The following is a 15,148-nucleotide window of genomic DNA, read 5'->3' as shown; positions in this document are numbered from 1 at the left end:
ATGACAGTGATCGACAGGGGCCGGGTGACCGCCGTGCTGGGGCCCACCAATACCGGCAAGACGCATTATGCCATCGAACGGATGCTGGCGCATCGGACCGGGGTGATCGGCCTGCCGCTGCGCCTGCTGGCGCGCGAGGTCTATGACCGGATCGTGGCCGCCCGCGGCCCTTCGGTCGTGGCGCTGGTCACCGGCGAGGAGCGGATCGTCCCCGAGCGGGTGCAATACTGGGTCGCCACGACCGAGGCCATGCCCGACATCGCCGCCGATTTCGTTGCCATCGACGAGATCCAGCTTTGCGCCGATCCCGAACGCGGCCATGTCTTCACCGATCGCCTGTTGCAGATGCGCGGCCTGCACGAGACCCTGCTTCTGGGCAGCGACACGATGCGTCCGGCCATCGCCGCGCTGGTCCCCGGCGTGCAGTTTCAGCGGCGCGAGCGGTTCTCGACGCTGACCTGGTCGGGGTCGAAAAAGCTGTCGCGGATGCCCGCGCGGTCCGCCATCGTGGGCTTCAGCGTCGATGACGTCTATGCCATGGCGGAACTGATCCGACGCCAGAAGGGCGGCTGCGCGGTCGTCATGGGGGCGCTGTCGCCGCGCACGCGCAATGCTCAGGTGGCGATGTATCAGCAGGGCGAGGTGGATTACCTGGTCGCCACCGACGCCATCGGCATGGGCCTGAACCTCGACATACGTCACGTCGCCTTCAGCGCAACGCACAAGTTCGACGGCCGCCGCGTCCGGCCGCTGTTTCCGCATGAACTGGGCCAGATCGCCGGCCGCGCCGGACGGCATACCGAACCCGGCACGTTCGGCGTCACCGGAGAGGCGCAGCCGCTGGACGAGGGTCTGACCGGCGCGATCGAGAACCACCGCTTTCAGCCGATCAGCCGTCTGATGTGGCGCAACCCGGCACTGGAATTCGGCACCATGGACCGGCTGGTGCAGTCGCTGGAGGCCGCGTCCGGCCATGAATTGCTGCAGCGGGGCCGCGAGGCCGACGACCTGCAAGCGCTGAAGGCCTTGCGCGACATGCCCGAGATCCGCGACCGGGTGCAGGGTGGCCGCGATGTCCGGCTGTTGTGGGATGTCTGCCGGGTGCCGGATTTTCGCGGGATTTCGCCCACCGAACACACCGGCCTGCTGGCGCGGATCTTCGGGTTTCTTCAGGAGGGCGCGATCCCCTCCGAGTGGCTGGCGCGGGCCGTGCAGCGGATCGACCGGACGCATGGCGATATCGACGCGCTGTCGAAACGTCTGGCGTATATCCGCACATGGACCTATGTCGCGCAGCGGACGGGTTGGGTCGCGGACGAAAAACATTGGCGCGACGAGACTCGCGCGGTAGAAGACCGCCTGTCGGACGCGCTGCACGCCGCGCTGACCCAGAGATTTGTGGACCGGCGCACGTCCGTGCTGCTGCGCCGGCTCAAACAGAAGGAGAGCCTTGTGGCCGAAGTGAACGACAAGGGCGAGGTGATGGTCGAGGGCGAATTCGCCGGCCGTCTGGAGGGGTTCCGCTTTCGTCCCGACCAGACCGGATCGGCGGACGAGGCCAAAACGCTGAACCGCGCCAGCTACGAGGCTTTGCGGCCGGAATTCCATCTGCGCGCCGACCGCTTCTACAATGCCCCCGATACCGAGCTTGATTTCACCGAACAGGGCGGGCTGATGTGGGGCAGCAGCGCGGTGGGCAAGCTGGTCAAGGGGGCCGACAAGCTGCATCCCGGCGTGCAGGTCTTCGTCGATGACGAGGCCGGCGCCGAGATCGCCGAAAAGGTCAGGCGCCGGTTGCAGCATTTCATCGACCGCAAAATCGCGGCGGCCTTCGAGCCGCTGATGGGGATGCAGAAGGACGAGGCGCTGACCGGGCTGGCCAAGGGCTTTGCCTTCCGGCTGGTCGAGGCGCTTGGCGTCATACCGCGCGGCGAAGTCGCGGGCGAGGTGAAGGAACTGGATCAGGAATCCCGCGGCGCGCTGCGCAAGCACGGCGTCCGCTTCGGGCAATTCACGATCTTTCTGCCCGCATTGCTGAAACCCGCCCCGACCCGCTTGCGGCTGGTGCTGTGGTCGCTGGCCGAGGGTCTGGACGAATTCCCCGAAAGCCCGCCGCCAGGCCTGGTCACGATTCCGCATCTGGCCGAGGTCCCGGATGGCTATTACACCCTGTCGGGATATCGTCCGGCGGGGGAACGGGCGATCCGCATCGACATGCTGGAACGCCTGGCCGATCTGTTGCGCGTGCAGGACACGCGCGGCGGATTCGAGGCCAATCCCGACATGTTGTCGATCACCGGGATGACGCTGGAGCAATTCGCGGGGCTGATGCAGGGCCTAGGCTATGCCGCAGAAAAAGGCGAACGCGAGAAGGTGAAATCCCCCGAGCCTGCGGTGGTGGCGACGCCCGAAGAACCGGCCTCGGCCGCACCGCTGACCGAGGAGGAAAGCGTCCTCGCCGCCGAGACCCGCGCGAAATGGGAGTCCGAGCAGGCCGAAAAACGCCGCATTGCCGAAGCCGGCGCGCAAGGGGGGGCCGTCGAGACGGCGCCTGATCAGGCCGCGCCCGAAGCCCCCGAAATCGAGACCTTCTACACGTTCCGCTGGGCGCCGAAGCCGCGCGGGGGCGGGACGCGCCGTCCGCAGGGCGACGGGCAGGGGCGCCGGGGTCCGCGGCGCGACGAGGGCCAGCAAGAAACGCGGGGAGAGGGCGGCAAGCCCCACCGCGACGGCGGCAAGTCCCACCGTGACGGCGGCAAGCCCCACCATGACGGTGGCAAGCCCCACCGTGACGGCGGCAAGCCGCAGGGCAAGGGCAAGAAGGGCGGCAAGCCGCATCAGGATCGCGGCCCGCGGACCTTCAGCGCGCGCCCCGAGAAGAAAGCCGATCCCGACAGTCCTTTCGCGGTGCTGGCGGCGCTTAAAGACAAGAAGTGACGGACCACCCCGGCGCGCTGCGACTGGACCGATGGCTGTTTCACGCGCGGCTTTTCAAATCGCGCGGTCTTGCCGCCGAACGGATCGAGGGCGGCGGCATCAGGCTGAATGGTCAGCCCTGCCGCAAGCCCGGCCGGAATGTAAAGCCGGGCGACAGGCTGGTCATTTCGGCCCATGGCAAGCTGCGAAGCGTCGAAATACTGGCGCTTGGGGCCCGCCGCGGTCCTGCCGCCGAGGCTCAGGCGCTCTATGCCGATCTGGACGCGCCGGCAGGCGGCGAGGGACAGGATTTTGACGGATAGCCGGGCCGCTGAACATGCGTTCCGGGCATCCGCACCAGTCGGGAACGGCGGTCTTTTCACCCCACCCGGACTTGAATGATGTCGGGCGCGGGCGTAACTGTCGCGGCGGACGGAAGCGGAGTTTCAGATGACCTATGTCGTGACCGATAATTGCATCATGTGCAAATACACCGATTGCGTCGAGGTCTGCCCCGTCGATTGTTTCTACGAGGGCGAGAATGCGCTGGTCATTCATCCCGATGAATGCATCGATTGCGGCGTCTGCGAACCGGAATGCCCGGCCGACGCGATCCGTCCGGATACCGAACCGGATATGGAAAAATGGGTCGAATTCAACCGGAAATATTCCGAACTCTGGCCCGTCATCACCCAGAAGCGCGAGCCGATGCCGAACGCCGAGGAAATGGACGGGGTCGAGAACAAGCTCGAGACATATTTCTCGGAAGCGCCGGGCGAAGGCGACTGATTTTCGCCAGTTGCGAAACCGAACCGACGGGTGATTCGCCTGCGGGATGAATCGTGCCGTTTCGCCCCGGGCTTGCGAAGTCCTTGACTTCTCGCCCTGAAAATCTGTCCGAACGGACAGATCGGTCTGTTTTCGTGACGCTTTTTTTGCAGTCGAATTTATGCTATGTTCATTTCACATTCGCATCTGACGGGAGTCAGAGGCCCCGAGGATGCGCGCCCATGATGCCAAACCCTGCGCTGCTGCCGGCGTAGGCAATGACAAAAACCAAGATCAGCCGAAGGCGGCAGCCGCCGCTGTCGGCTTTTTGCGCACCGCGTGTCGGGGCGCCACCTAGAGGAAGCCATATGTCCAAGACCAAGAAAAGCGAATTCCGCCCCGACGATTTCGTCGTCTATCCGGCCCATGGCGTGGGTCGCATTGTTTCGATCGAAGAACAAGAGGTCGCGGGACTTCGGCTGGAAATGTTCGTCATCTCGTTCGACAAGGACAAGATGACCCTGCGTGTGCCCACCGTCCGCGCCAGCGAGATCGGAATGCGCAGCCTGTCCAGCCCGGATCTGGTGGAACGCGCGCTGGACACGCTGAAGGGCAAGGCCCGAGTCAAGCGTGCCATGTGGTCGCGCCGTGCCCAGGAATACGAGCAGAAGATCAATTCCGGCGACCTGATGTCGATCGCAGAGGTCGTCCGCGACCTGCATCGCAGCGACGATCAGCGCGAGCAATCCTATTCCGAACGTCAACTCTACGAAGCCGCGCTGGACCGGCTGACCCGCGAGGTCGCGGCCGTCGGCGGATTGGACGAGGGGGCCGCGCAGCAGCGCGTCGATCAGGTTCTGTTGTCGCGAGCGGCCTGAGCCTGCCAGATCCCGGACATCTGAAAAGGCGTCCCGCCGGGGGCGCCTTTTTTGCGACGATCACGGCCCTGTTCGCTGCGCGGACATCGCGCGACAGTCTCTGCCGCCGGGACGCCACAGGGCAATCCTGCACCGCGCTTGTCCTGCGTGCCCTGCCTGCGTGGACATCGCCAGACCGCAGCCCTATAAGGCGCGCGACTTCTGAAATCCGCAAAGGTGCCCCATGATCAAGGTTTTCGGCCATACCTCTCCCGATACGGACTCGACCGGGTCTCCCATCGTCTGGGCCTGGTATCTGAACGAGATCCGGCAGACCCCCGCCAAGCCAGTGCTTCTGGGCGAACCCAATACCGAAGCCGGCTGGATGCTGACGCGCTGGAACCTCGACAAGCCCGAGATCCTGACGGCGCTTGAGCCGGGCGAGAAATGCGTCATCGTGGACACCAACAACCCCGCCGAATTGCCCGACGGCATCAACGACGCCGATGTGATCGAGATCATCGACCATCACATGCTGGCCGGCGGCATCAAGACCCGCACGCCGATCAACATCACCATCCGTCCCTTGGCCTGCACCGCGACCATCCTGCACGATCTGATGGGCGAGGATGCCGACCGCGCGCCCGAAGGCGTCAAGGCCGCGATGCTGACCTGCATCCTGTCGGACACGCTGGAATTCCGCAGCCCGACGACCACCCCCCATGACCGCGCCCTGGCGGAAAGACTGGCCGCGGATCTGGGTATCGACATCGCCGAATACGCGGCCGAGATGTTTGCCGCGAAATCCGATGTCAGCGCTTTTGCCGATGATCAATTGCTGCGCATGGACAGCAAGGAATACAAGCTGGACGGCACGCAACTGCGCGTGTCGGTTCTGGAAACCACGGCGCCGCAGGTCCTGCTGGACCGCAAGGCCGGGCTGATGGCCGCGATGCCGGCCGTGGCGCAGGCCGACGGGGCCGAACAGGTTCTGCTGTTCATCGTCGATATCCTGAAGCAAGAGGCCACGCTGCTTGTTCCCAACGATGCCGTCAGGCGGATCGCCGAGAAAAGTTTTGGCGTGACGGTCACCGGCGACAGCGTCGTTTTGCCCGGCGTGATGAGCCGCAAGAAGCAGATCATCCCGGTCCTCGCACTCTGATGACCTGCATCATCGACCGGCTGGCACGGATCGGCCCGCATTACGAGGTGCTGTTCTGCGATCTCTGGGGCTGCCTGCACAACGGCAAGCATCCCTATCCGGCCGCCGTCGCGGCGCTGCAAGGGTTCCGCCGCGGCGGCGGGCGTGTGGTGCTGATGACCAATGCGCCGCGTCCGAACCAGTATGTGATCGCGCAGTTGGACCGCATGGGGGTGCCGCGCGATGCCTGGGACATGGTGATCAGTTCGGGCGATGCGACCCAGGATGCGATGTTTGCGGGCGCGGTCGGACGCAGGGTCTGGCATCTGGGCACGCCGAAGGATGACGGGTTCTTTACCGATATCCCGCCCGAATGGACCGATGCACCGCCAATCACGCGGGTGCCTCTGGACGAGGCCGAGGGTATCATCGCGACCGGCCCCTTTGACGAAAGCACCGAGGCGCCCGAGGATTACCGCGCCCGGTTCCTGCTGGCGCGCGAACGCGGCCTGCGGATGCTGTGCGCCAATCCCGATGTGGTCGTCGACATGGGCGAGACGCGGATTTACTGCGCCGGCGCCTTGGCCGAATTCTACGAGGATCTGGGCGGCGAGGCCTTTTATTTCGGCAAGCCGCATCCGCCGATCTACGACCGCGCGCGCCGGCTGCTGGGGCTGGACAAGAAGGCGCGCGTGCTCGCAGTGGGCGACGGCATCCGCACCGATGTGCTGGGCGCCGCGCAAGAGGGGATCGATTGCCTTTTCGTGACCGGCGGCCTTGCTGCCGAGGCGTTCGGCCCGGATGTCGAAAACCCCGATTCCGAATTGTTGCGCGAATGGCTGGCCGAACATCAGGCCAGCCCCGCCTACAGCATCGGCCGGCTGCGCTGAGCGTTTCCCGCCAGACTGCGGGCAAAGGCCGATAGCGGAGGAGCTTGACGCGCTGGCCGAGAAACAAAACCATCCTTTTATACGGTATTCGTGATACTTTATTGCGCGAAGTCTGTTTTGCTGCTATGCAGCATGACGATGAAGGATTCTGGCTTACATCAGATGGACACCCCGATGCTGGACAATCTTCCCCGCGGCACGATCGTCATCGAGGATCTGGAAATCGGCATGACCCGCCATCTTCAGAAACGGATCACCGATCGTGATATCGAGTTGTTCGCCGAGGTTTCGACAGACCGCAATCCGGTGCATCTGGACGATGCCTATGCGCAGGACACGATCTTCGAGGGGCGGATCGCGCATGGGATGCTGACGGCCGGACTGGTCTCGGCCGTGATCGGCGAACAGCTTCCCGGTCACGGCACCGTCTACCTGGGCCAGACGCTTAAATTCATGGCCCCGGTCAGGCCCGGCGACGTGGTCCGGGCCGAGGTGACGGTCGATGCGATCGACCACGCGAAACGGCGGGTCACGCTTGCAACCCGATGTCTGGTGGGCGATACGCTCGTGCTGAAAGGCGAGGCGGTCGTGCTGGCCCCAAGCCGCAAGTTCGACTGAAGGGGCGGTTGCGCCCCTCGAAGGGGGCGCGTTTGCAAATCCATCACGATTGGGTCGGATTGCCAGCCAATGCGCGCGGCGCGACCGTTGCGATGGGCAATTTCGACGGCATCCATCTGGGCCATCGTGCGGTGATCGACGCGGCCCGCGAGGCACTTGACGCACCCCTGGGCGTCATCACCTTCGAACCGCATCCCCGCGAATTCTTCGCCCCCGACGCGCCGCCCTTCCGGCTGATGAATTCGGAATCCCGCGCCAATCGGCTGGCCCGGCTGGGGGTCGAGCAGCTTTACGAACTGCCCTTCGGCCCGGTTCTGGCCGGCCTGTCACCCGAGGCTTTCGCGCGCGAGGTTCTGGTGGACGGGCTTGGCGTCGGCCATGTCACCGTGGGCGCCGATTTCTGCTTTGGCAAGAAACGCGCGGGCAATGCCGCAACCCTGGCAGAACTGGGCCGTCATATGGGTTTCGGCGTCACCGCCGTGCCGCTGGTGGGCGTGAAGGGACGCGACTACAGCTCGACCGCGATCCGCACCGCTCTGGCCGAGGGCCGGGTCCGCGAGGCCGAGACGATGCTGGGCCATTGGCATCGGATCGAGGGCGAGGTGGTTCACGGCGACAAGCGCGGGCATGATTTCGGCTGGCCCACGGCGAATATGCAGGTCGAGAATCTGCACCTGCCGCGTCTTGGCGTCTATGCCGTGCTGGTCGATGTGCTGACCGGCCCCGAGCGGCTGTCCTGCCAGGGCGTCGCAAGCCTGGGCGTGCGCCCGATGTTCGGCCGCAACGCCCCCAATCTGGAAGTGCATCTGTTCGATTTCGACGGCGATCTCTACGGCCAGCATTTGTCCGTCGCGCTGGTCGATTTCCTGCGCGACGAGGCAAGGTTCGACAGTGTGGATGCGTTGATCGACCAGATCGCGCGGGACGCCGAAGATGCCCGCGCGATCCTTGCGGGCGCATGATGCGCGATCGGTTCTGGGACATGCCGCTGGAGCGCCTGACCCCCGCCGAATGGGAGGCGCTCTGCGATGGCTGCGGGAAATGCTGCCTCAACAAGATCGAATACGAGGATACCGAGGAACTGGCCTTCACGCGCGTCGCCTGCAAGCTGCTGGACGGTCAGGACTGCCGCTGCATGTCCTATGCCGATCGCCATCGCTATGTGCCGGAATGCGTGGTCCTGACGCCGAAGAAGCTGAAGGACATCGCCTGGTGGCTGCCGGCGACCTGCGCCTATCGCCTGCGCGCCGAGGGCAAGCCGCTCTACGATTGGCATCACCTGATCTCGGGCGATCCTGAATCGGTGCATCGCGCGGGCGTCAGCGTGCGCGGCTGGACCATCAGCGAGACTGAATTGTCCGAGGATGACTGGGAGGAACATATCATCGAGGATCCGTCGTGAACTTTTCGTCCGACAATGCCTGGGGCGCGCATCCCGCGGTCATGGCGGGGCTGGTCGCCTGCAATGACGGTGCGATGATGGCCTATGGCGCGGATGATGTGACGAGGCGGGCCGAGGCCGCGATCCGTGCGGCACTGGATGCCCCGCAGGCGGTGGTGCGCTTCGTGGCGACCGGGACGGCCGCCAATGCGCTGGTCTGCGCCCAGCTTTGCCCTGCGGGTGGGCGCATTTATTGTCATCAGGATGCCCATGTCGAGACCAGCGAATGCGGGGCGCCGGAATTCTTCAGCCATGGCGGCAAGCTGATCGGGCTGCCGGGTGACGCCGGCCGGGTCGCGCCCGCGCCGCTGGCCGAAGCCCTTCGGCGCGGCGCGGGCGGCGGCCTGACCGGCGGGCGCAATGCGATGGTCTCGATCACCGAAGCGACGGAATGGGGCGCGATCTACGGGCCCGGCGAGGTCGCGGCGCTTGCGCGGGTCGCACACGAGGCCGGCGTGCCGCTGCACATGGACGGCGCCCGGTTTGCCAATGCGGTGGCCTCGCTGGGCTGTTCGGCGGCCGATCTGACATGGCGGGCGGGCGTCGATGTGCTGTGTTTCGGCGGCACCAAGAACGGGGCGATGGCGGCCGAGGCGGTGGTGTTTTTCGATCCGGCCCTGGCCGAGGGCTTTGATTATCGACGCAAGCAATCGGGTCATGTCTTTTCCAAGCAGCGGTTTCTGGCCGCGCAGATGCTGGCGCTGGCAGAAGGCGGACTTTGGCTTGATCTGGCCGCGCAGGCGAATGCGCGCGCCGCGCGCCTGTCCGAGGCCGTGCTGGCGGCGGGTGGAGATCTGCTGGCGCCGGTCCAGACCAATGCGGTTTTCGCGACGCTTCCGGCCGAACTGCACAGGCGCGCACGGGCGGCCGGCGCGATCTACCACCTGTGGCCCGACAAATCGGCCGAGGGGCTGGATCCGGTTCCTCTGCGGCTGGTCACGGCCTGGAACACGCCCGAGGCCCAGATCGAGGAATTCGCGGCGCTGATCGCAGGCTGAGACGCGGTTATGCGCGCAGGCGCGCCAGGATCAGGTTCAGCGCGTGATCGACCGTCGCCGCGCGGACCTGTCCGCGCCCGATGGCGCCGAACTCGACCGTCTCGGTCCGGACCCCGAAAGCATCGGCGATGCCGAAACAGACCCGGCCCTCGGGCTTGTGTTCTGACCCGCCGGGGCCGGCGATACCCGTCACCGCGATGGTCAGCGTCGCCTCGGATCGCGACAGCGCGCCCAGAGCCATCTGGGCCGCGACCGCCTCGCTGACCGCGCCCTGGGCTTGCAGCGTATCGGCCCCGACGCCCAGCATCTGCTGCTTGGCGGCGTTGGAATAGGTGACAAAGCCGCGATCCACGACATCCGAGGATCCCGCCACCTCGGTCAGCGCGCCGGCGATCAGCCCGCCGGTGCAGCTTTCGGCGGTGGCGATCCTTGCGCGGCGGGCGCGGGCGGCCGCCAGAACGTCGCCGGCAAGGCTCATATCAGCAACCCATGCGCGATGCCTGCGGCGATGACGATGGCGATGCCGGCGAAAAGCCCCGCCCAGAGATCATCCAGCATCACGCCGCGCACGCCGCCTTCCCGGTCGGCGCGGCCGACCAGCCAGGGCTTCCAGATGTCGAAAAGGCGGAAGAACAGGAACGCCGCCACCCAGCCGGGATAGGGAAAGCTTTCGCGCGGCAGATCGGCGAAGAAAAAGCCCGCCGCCGGAAAGCACAGCGCCAGCCACTGGCCCGCGACCTCGTCGATGACGATCTCGCTGCGGTCCGGATCGGCCATGCCGGCTGTATAGCGCGGCACCGCCCAGAAGCCGAGGGCGGTCGCGGCGATGGTCGCAATGGCCAGCAGCGGAAAATGCCCGATCCGGTAGATCAGAAGGCCAAGGGCGATGGCCACGGCGGAAGCCCATGTGCCGGACGCGGGTCGCAGCAGGCCGACACCGAACCATGTGCAGAAAAGACGCTCCATCATTTATCCTTTCATCAGCGCGGCAGTGGCGATGGCCGCGATCCCCTCGCGCCGCCCGGTAAAGCCCAGCCGTTCCGATGTGGTGGCCTTGACGCTGATCCGTGCCGGGTCGATCCGCATGATCCGCGCCAGCCGGTCCTGCATGGCGGCGGCATGGGGGCCGATCCGGGGCGCCTCGCAGATCAGGGTCACGTCGCAATTGCCGAAGCCATAGCCACGCTCGCGGGCCAGATCGGCCGCGTGGCGCAGGAACACGGCGCTGTCCGCGCCCTTCCATTGAGGGTCCGAGGGGGGGAAATGTCGGCCGATGTCACCCTCGGCCAGCGCGCCATAGATGGCATCGGTCAGGGCATGCATGCCCACATCGGCGTCCGAATGACCGACGAGCCCGGCATCGTGAGGAATGCTGACACCGCATAGCCAGACATGATCGCCCGGCCCGAAGGCGTGGACATCGAAGCCATTGCCAAGGCGAATATCCATTCGGGCCCCCAGGATACGTTCGGCCCGGCTGAAATCTTCGGGCCATGTGATCTTCAGATTGTCCTCGCTGCCGGGCGTGACCGCAACCGTCAGGCCGTTGGCCAAGGCCAGTTCCACATCATCGGCGGCCTCGCCGGCATGGAAGCGGTGCGCCGCGGATATCTGGTCCAGGGCAAAACCCTGAGGGGTCTGCGCACGATAAAGCCCGTCGCGGGGGGCTGTGGCGGCGACAAGCCCGTTGGCGCCGCGCCACAGCGCGTCGGTGACGCGCAGGGCCGGGGCAGCGGCCTGAGCGCCCGATTGCAGCGCCTCGATCACGCCCCTGATGACCGCATCGGGGACCAGCGGACGGGCGCCGTCATGGATCAGGACATGGCTGGTGGCGCCGCCTTCCAGGGCCGCCAGGCCCGCGCGAACGCTGGCCGTGCGGGTCTCGCCGCCGGCGACGATGGCGACGGAGCCGGAGAAAGCCCGGATGGCGCGGGCCATGTCGTCGGGGTGGACGACAAGGATCACCCGGTCGAAGCCGGCAAAGGCCGCGATGGCGCGGGCCAGGACCGTTCGGCCCGCAAGCTCGCGCCATTGCTTGGGAATTGCGCCGCCGGCGCGGCTGCCGCGACCCGCCGCCGTGATGATCGCGGCGTAGCCTGCGGGCGCGCGGACATTCATGCGTGATCGGGCCTGTCGCCGCCAATCGCCGAGGCAAAGGCGCTGCGGTAAAGCCTTGACAAGTCGGCCAGATCGCCTGCGTCCTCGCCCATCTGGACGGCCACGCCGCCGAAGCTGCCGACCTGAGCGGCGGGAACGCCCGCTGCTTCGGCCGCCCGCAGCAGCGCCGCCGCGCCCTCCGCGTCGCAGGCGACAAGGTAGCGGGCCTGATCCTCGGCATAGAGCCCGGCGATGTCGTCGGAGTCCAGGCGCAGTCCGATGCCCGCCGCCTCGGCCATCTCGAACGCCGCCAGGCCAAGGCCGCCATCCGACAGGTCGGTGGCCGCGCGCAAATGGGCCCGGTTAGCGCGGATGAATTCGCCGTGCCTGCGTTCGGCAGCCAGATCGACGGGGGGGGCATCGCCCGTTTCGATCCCGAACGCCTCGGCCGCCAGCGCCGATTGGCCAAGATGGCCTTGGGTGGTGCCGATCAGGATGGCAATGTCGCCTTCGGACGGCAGACCCGCGATCAGGTTCGACAGATCGTCGATCAGGCCGACGCCGCCGATGGTGGGCGTGGGCAGGATGCCCGTGCCGTCGGTTTCGTTGTAAAGCGAGACATTGCCCGACACGATAGGGAAATCCAGCGCCCGGCAAGCCTCGCCGATGCCCTTGATGGCCCCGACCAGTTGCCCCATGATTTCCGGCTTTTCGGGATTGCCGAAATTCAGGTTGTCGGTCGTGGCCAGGGGCAGAGCGCCGACCGCGCAAAGATTGCGGAACGCTTCGGCCACCGCCTGCTTGCCGCCTTCGACAGGGTTGGCGCGCACGTAACGAGGGGTCACGTCGGCGGTGAAGGCCAGCGCCTTCCGGGTGCCGTGGACCCGGACAACACCCGCGCCCAGACCGGGTCGCCGGATCGTGTCGGCCCCGACCTGCGTGTCGTATTGCTGCCAGACCCAACCCTTGTGGGCGTAAGAGGGGCTGCCGATCAGCTTGCGCAACGCCTCGACGGGACGGATCGGGGGCAGGGGCGCGCAGGGTCTGGCGGCCGGTGTCTCGATCCAGGGCCGATCGTATTCCGGTGCGCTGGAGGACAGCTTCGACAAGGGCAGGTCGGCCTTCACGTCGTTGCCGTGCAGGATCAGAAAACGATCCTCGGCGATCGTCTCGCCCACGATGGCGAAATCGAGATCCCATTTCTCGAAGATGGCGCGGGCCTCGGCCTCCTTCTCGGGTTTCAGGACCATCAGCATCCGTTCCTGCGATTCCGACAGCATCATCTCGTAGGCGGTCATGTTCGTTTCGCGCTGCGGCACGGCGTCCAGTTGCAGCCGGATGCCCAGCCCGCCCTTGTCGCCCATCTCGACCGCCGAACAGGTCAGCCCGGCCGCGCCCATGTCCTGGATCGAGATGACCGCGCCCGAGGCCATCAGTTCCAGGCAGGCTTCCAGCAGGCATTTCTCGGTGAAGGGATCGCCGACCTGCACGGTGGGGCGCTTGTCCTCGATCGTGTCGTCGAATTCGGCGCTGGCCATGGTCGCGCCGCCGACACCGTCGCGTCCGGTCTTGGCGCCCAGATAGACGACCGGCATCCCCACGCCCGAGGCCGCCGAATAGAAGATCCCGTCGGCATCGGCCAGTCCGGCCGCGAAGGCGTTCACGAGGCAATTGCCATCATAGGACCGATGAAAGCGAACCTCGCCGCCGACATTCGGCACGCCGAACGCGTTGCCATAGGCGCCGATGCCTTCCACCACGCCCTTGACCAGATGCGGCGTCTTGGGGTGTTCGGGCCGTCCGAAAGACAGCGAATCCATCGCGGCGATGGGACGCGCGCCCATGGTGAAGACATCGCGCAGAATCCCGCCAATGCCGGTCGCCGCGCCCTGATGCGGTTCGATATAGCTGGGATGATTGTGGCTTTCCATCTTGAAGACCACGGCCTGCCCGTCGCCGATATCGACCACGCCTGCATTCTCGCCCGGCCCGCAAATCACCTGCGGTCCGTCCGTGGGCAGCGTGCGCAGCCATGTCTTCGAGGACTTGTAGGAACAATGTTCGTTCCACATGGCGCTGAAGATACCCAGTTCCGTGAAACTGGGCGCGCGGCCGATGATCGACAGGATGCGGTCGTATTCGTCGGGCTTCAGCCCGTGCGCGGCGATCAGATCGGCGGTGATCGTCGGTTCCTGCATGTCCGGCCCTTCCTGCGCGTGGAGTCAGGCGCCTTTTATGGCCAGACGCGGGGTATGGAAAGGGCCGCGCGTCACGGCCGGCGGCAGGGCAAAAAAGAAGCCGGGCACAAGGCCCGGCCCAAGTCCAACAGGGAGGTTGAAGGTGATCAGCGATTAGGCTGGTCATCGCCTTCGCAGCACGATCTATGTGCAGTCCGTGAATGGATCAAGTCTTTTCATGCCGCACCCGCAGCATAGCGGACATGCAGTTGCCGAATGGCTACAATCGAAAGTTGTAGAGATCGGTGTGGGTGCGGACGCTCAGGCGCTGAGCGCCTCGCTTTGCCGGCGGCGATAGGCCTGAATCTCCTGCAGCACGAAATCGCGGAAGACCGCGACGCGGCGCGTCTGACGCAGTTCTTCGGGATAGGCCAGAAAGACCGGAACCTCGCCCGATTCGGTATCGGGCAGAACCCGCACGAGACGATCGTGATCAGCGGTCAGGTAATCCGGCAGGACGCCGATGCCGACATTCGCAAGAACACTTTGCAGGACGCCGAAATAGTTGTTCACCGTCAGGGTCGAGGTGATGTTCTGGGCCATGACCGTCTGGATCAGGCGGGCGCCGGCGGCCACCTGGGGCTGATCCGGCTTCTGGCAGATCAGCCGGTGACTGGTCAGATCCTCGATGCTGTCGGGGATACCGGCGTGGTCCAGATATTCCTGCGTGGCATACAGCCTCATGCGAATGTTCAGCAGCCTGCGCCGGATCAGGTCGGACTGGCTTGGCTCTTTCATGCGGATGGCCAGGTCGGCTTCGCGCATGGGCAGATCCAGAACCCGCTCCTCGAGGATCAGGTCGATTTTCAGATCGGGAAAGTTTTCGTAAAGCTTGACCAGGCGCGGGGCCAGCCACAGCGTGCCGAAACCGACCGTGGTGGTGACCTTCAATTCGCCGAAGACATGTTCCTCGCTGTCGCGAATCCGGGCCGAGGCACCGTCCAGCTTGCGCGCCATCGATGACGTCGCCTCGAACAGAAGTTCGCCCTGCTCGGTCAGGATCAGGCCGCGCGCGTGACGGTGGAACAGGGTCGTGCCCAGCGATTCCTCCAGCGCGCGAATCTGGCGGCTGACGGCCGATTGCGACAGATGCAGCGTGTCGCCCGCATGGGTCAGGCTGCCGGCATCGGCCACGGCATGAAATATTCTGAGCTTGTCCCAGTCCATAGGGTCAGTTTCCTGCGT

At 65.8% G+C, this 15,148-nt stretch carries 15 protein-coding genes; 10 read left to right on the top strand and 5 right to left on the bottom strand.

The window, feature by feature from the left end; all coding sequences use genetic code 11:
- The 10 genes from AC13CR_RS17765 to AC13CR_RS17720 all read left to right on the top strand — a co-directional run bounded on the left by AC13CR_RS17765 (position 1) and on the right by AC13CR_RS17720 (position 9,629).
- Positions 1 to 2,937, top strand: coding sequence for a helicase-related protein (locus AC13CR_RS17765; protein WP_293766559.1), 2,937 nt, complete (start codon positions 1 to 3; stop codon positions 2,935 to 2,937).
- Positions 2,934 to 3,239: an RNA-binding S4 domain-containing protein gene (locus AC13CR_RS17760; protein WP_292955570.1), complete on the top strand. Its 306-nt coding sequence runs from the start codon at positions 2,934 to 2,936 to the stop codon at positions 3,237 to 3,239. Before AC13CR_RS17765 ends, AC13CR_RS17760 begins: the two co-directional genes overlap by 4 nt.
- A gap of 127 nt (positions 3,240 to 3,366) precedes the next feature.
- The gene (gene fdxA / locus AC13CR_RS17755; protein WP_292955567.1) at positions 3,367 to 3,705 is read left to right on the top strand and encodes a ferredoxin FdxA; all 339 of its coding nucleotides are present in this window, start codon (positions 3,367 to 3,369) and stop codon (positions 3,703 to 3,705) included.
- A 347-nt stretch (positions 3,706 to 4,052) separates the two neighbouring features.
- Positions 4,053 to 4,562 (top strand): CarD family transcriptional regulator, encoded by a 510-nt coding sequence (locus AC13CR_RS17750; RefSeq protein WP_482900926.1) that lies wholly within the window; start codon positions 4,053 to 4,055, stop codon positions 4,560 to 4,562.
- A 223-nt stretch (positions 4,563 to 4,785) separates the two neighbouring features.
- Positions 4,786 to 5,703 carry a manganese-dependent inorganic pyrophosphatase gene (locus AC13CR_RS17745; RefSeq protein WP_292955561.1) on the top strand — a complete coding sequence of 306 codons (918 nt, stop codon included), beginning with the start codon at positions 4,786 to 4,788 and terminating at the stop codon, positions 5,701 to 5,703.
- Positions 5,703 to 6,572: a TIGR01459 family HAD-type hydrolase gene (locus tag AC13CR_RS17740; RefSeq protein ID WP_292955558.1), complete on the top strand. Its 870-nt coding sequence runs from the start codon at positions 5,703 to 5,705 to the stop codon at positions 6,570 to 6,572. Before AC13CR_RS17745 ends, AC13CR_RS17740 begins: the two co-directional genes overlap by 1 nt.
- 174 nt (positions 6,573 to 6,746) lie before the next feature.
- Complete coding sequence (locus AC13CR_RS17735) at positions 6,747 to 7,190, top strand: MaoC family dehydratase (protein ID WP_292955626.1); 444 nt, start codon at positions 6,747 to 6,749, stop codon at positions 7,188 to 7,190.
- Between the two features lie 32 nt (positions 7,191 to 7,222).
- Positions 7,223 to 8,152, top strand: coding sequence for a bifunctional riboflavin kinase/FAD synthetase (locus AC13CR_RS17730; RefSeq protein WP_292955555.1), 930 nt, complete (start codon positions 7,223 to 7,225; stop codon positions 8,150 to 8,152).
- Positions 8,152 to 8,592 carry a YcgN family cysteine cluster protein gene (locus AC13CR_RS17725; RefSeq protein ID WP_292955623.1) on the top strand — a complete coding sequence of 147 codons (441 nt, stop codon included), beginning with the start codon at positions 8,152 to 8,154 and terminating at the stop codon, positions 8,590 to 8,592. The genes AC13CR_RS17730 and AC13CR_RS17725 overlap by 1 nt, the downstream gene beginning before the upstream one ends.
- Positions 8,589 to 9,629 (top strand): threonine aldolase family protein, encoded by a 1,041-nt coding sequence (locus tag AC13CR_RS17720; protein ID WP_292978311.1) that lies wholly within the window; start codon positions 8,589 to 8,591, stop codon positions 9,627 to 9,629. The genes AC13CR_RS17725 and AC13CR_RS17720 overlap by 4 nt, the downstream gene beginning before the upstream one ends.
- A gap of 7 nt (positions 9,630 to 9,636) precedes the next feature.
- On the opposite strand, the gene AC13CR_RS17715 is transcribed toward AC13CR_RS17720, so the two are convergent.
- The 5 genes from AC13CR_RS17715 to AC13CR_RS17695 form a co-directional block, all read right to left on the bottom strand.
- Positions 9,637 to 10,107, bottom strand: a complete 471-nt coding sequence (locus AC13CR_RS17715; RefSeq protein ID WP_292955549.1) for a CinA family protein — start codon at positions 10,105 to 10,107, stop codon at positions 9,637 to 9,639.
- On the bottom strand, positions 10,104 to 10,595 hold the full coding sequence (locus tag AC13CR_RS17710) for a phosphatidylglycerophosphatase A family protein (protein ID WP_292955546.1): 492 nt from the start codon (positions 10,593 to 10,595) through the stop codon (positions 10,104 to 10,106). The genes AC13CR_RS17715 and AC13CR_RS17710 overlap by 4 nt, the downstream gene beginning before the upstream one ends.
- 3 nt (positions 10,596 to 10,598) lie before the next feature.
- Positions 10,599 to 11,747 carry a bifunctional 2-C-methyl-D-erythritol 4-phosphate cytidylyltransferase/2-C-methyl-D-erythritol 2,4-cyclodiphosphate synthase gene (locus tag AC13CR_RS17705; RefSeq protein ID WP_446232352.1) on the bottom strand — a complete coding sequence of 383 codons (1,149 nt, stop codon included), beginning with the start codon at positions 11,745 to 11,747 and terminating at the stop codon, positions 10,599 to 10,601.
- Positions 11,744 to 13,924, bottom strand: a complete 2,181-nt coding sequence (gene purL, locus AC13CR_RS17700) for a phosphoribosylformylglycinamidine synthase subunit PurL (RefSeq protein ID WP_292955540.1) — start codon at positions 13,922 to 13,924, stop codon at positions 11,744 to 11,746. The genes AC13CR_RS17705 and purL overlap by 4 nt, the downstream gene beginning before the upstream one ends.
- A gap of 300 nt (positions 13,925 to 14,224) precedes the next feature.
- Positions 14,225 to 15,130 carry a LysR family transcriptional regulator gene (locus AC13CR_RS17695; RefSeq protein ID WP_292955537.1) on the bottom strand — a complete coding sequence of 302 codons (906 nt, stop codon included), beginning with the start codon at positions 15,128 to 15,130 and terminating at the stop codon, positions 14,225 to 14,227.
- Between the last annotated feature and the right edge of the window lie 18 nt (positions 15,131 to 15,148).

This window comes from Paracoccus sp. L-17, from assembly GCF_056857655.1.
This window is presented reverse-complemented; position numbering and strand designations above follow the sequence as displayed.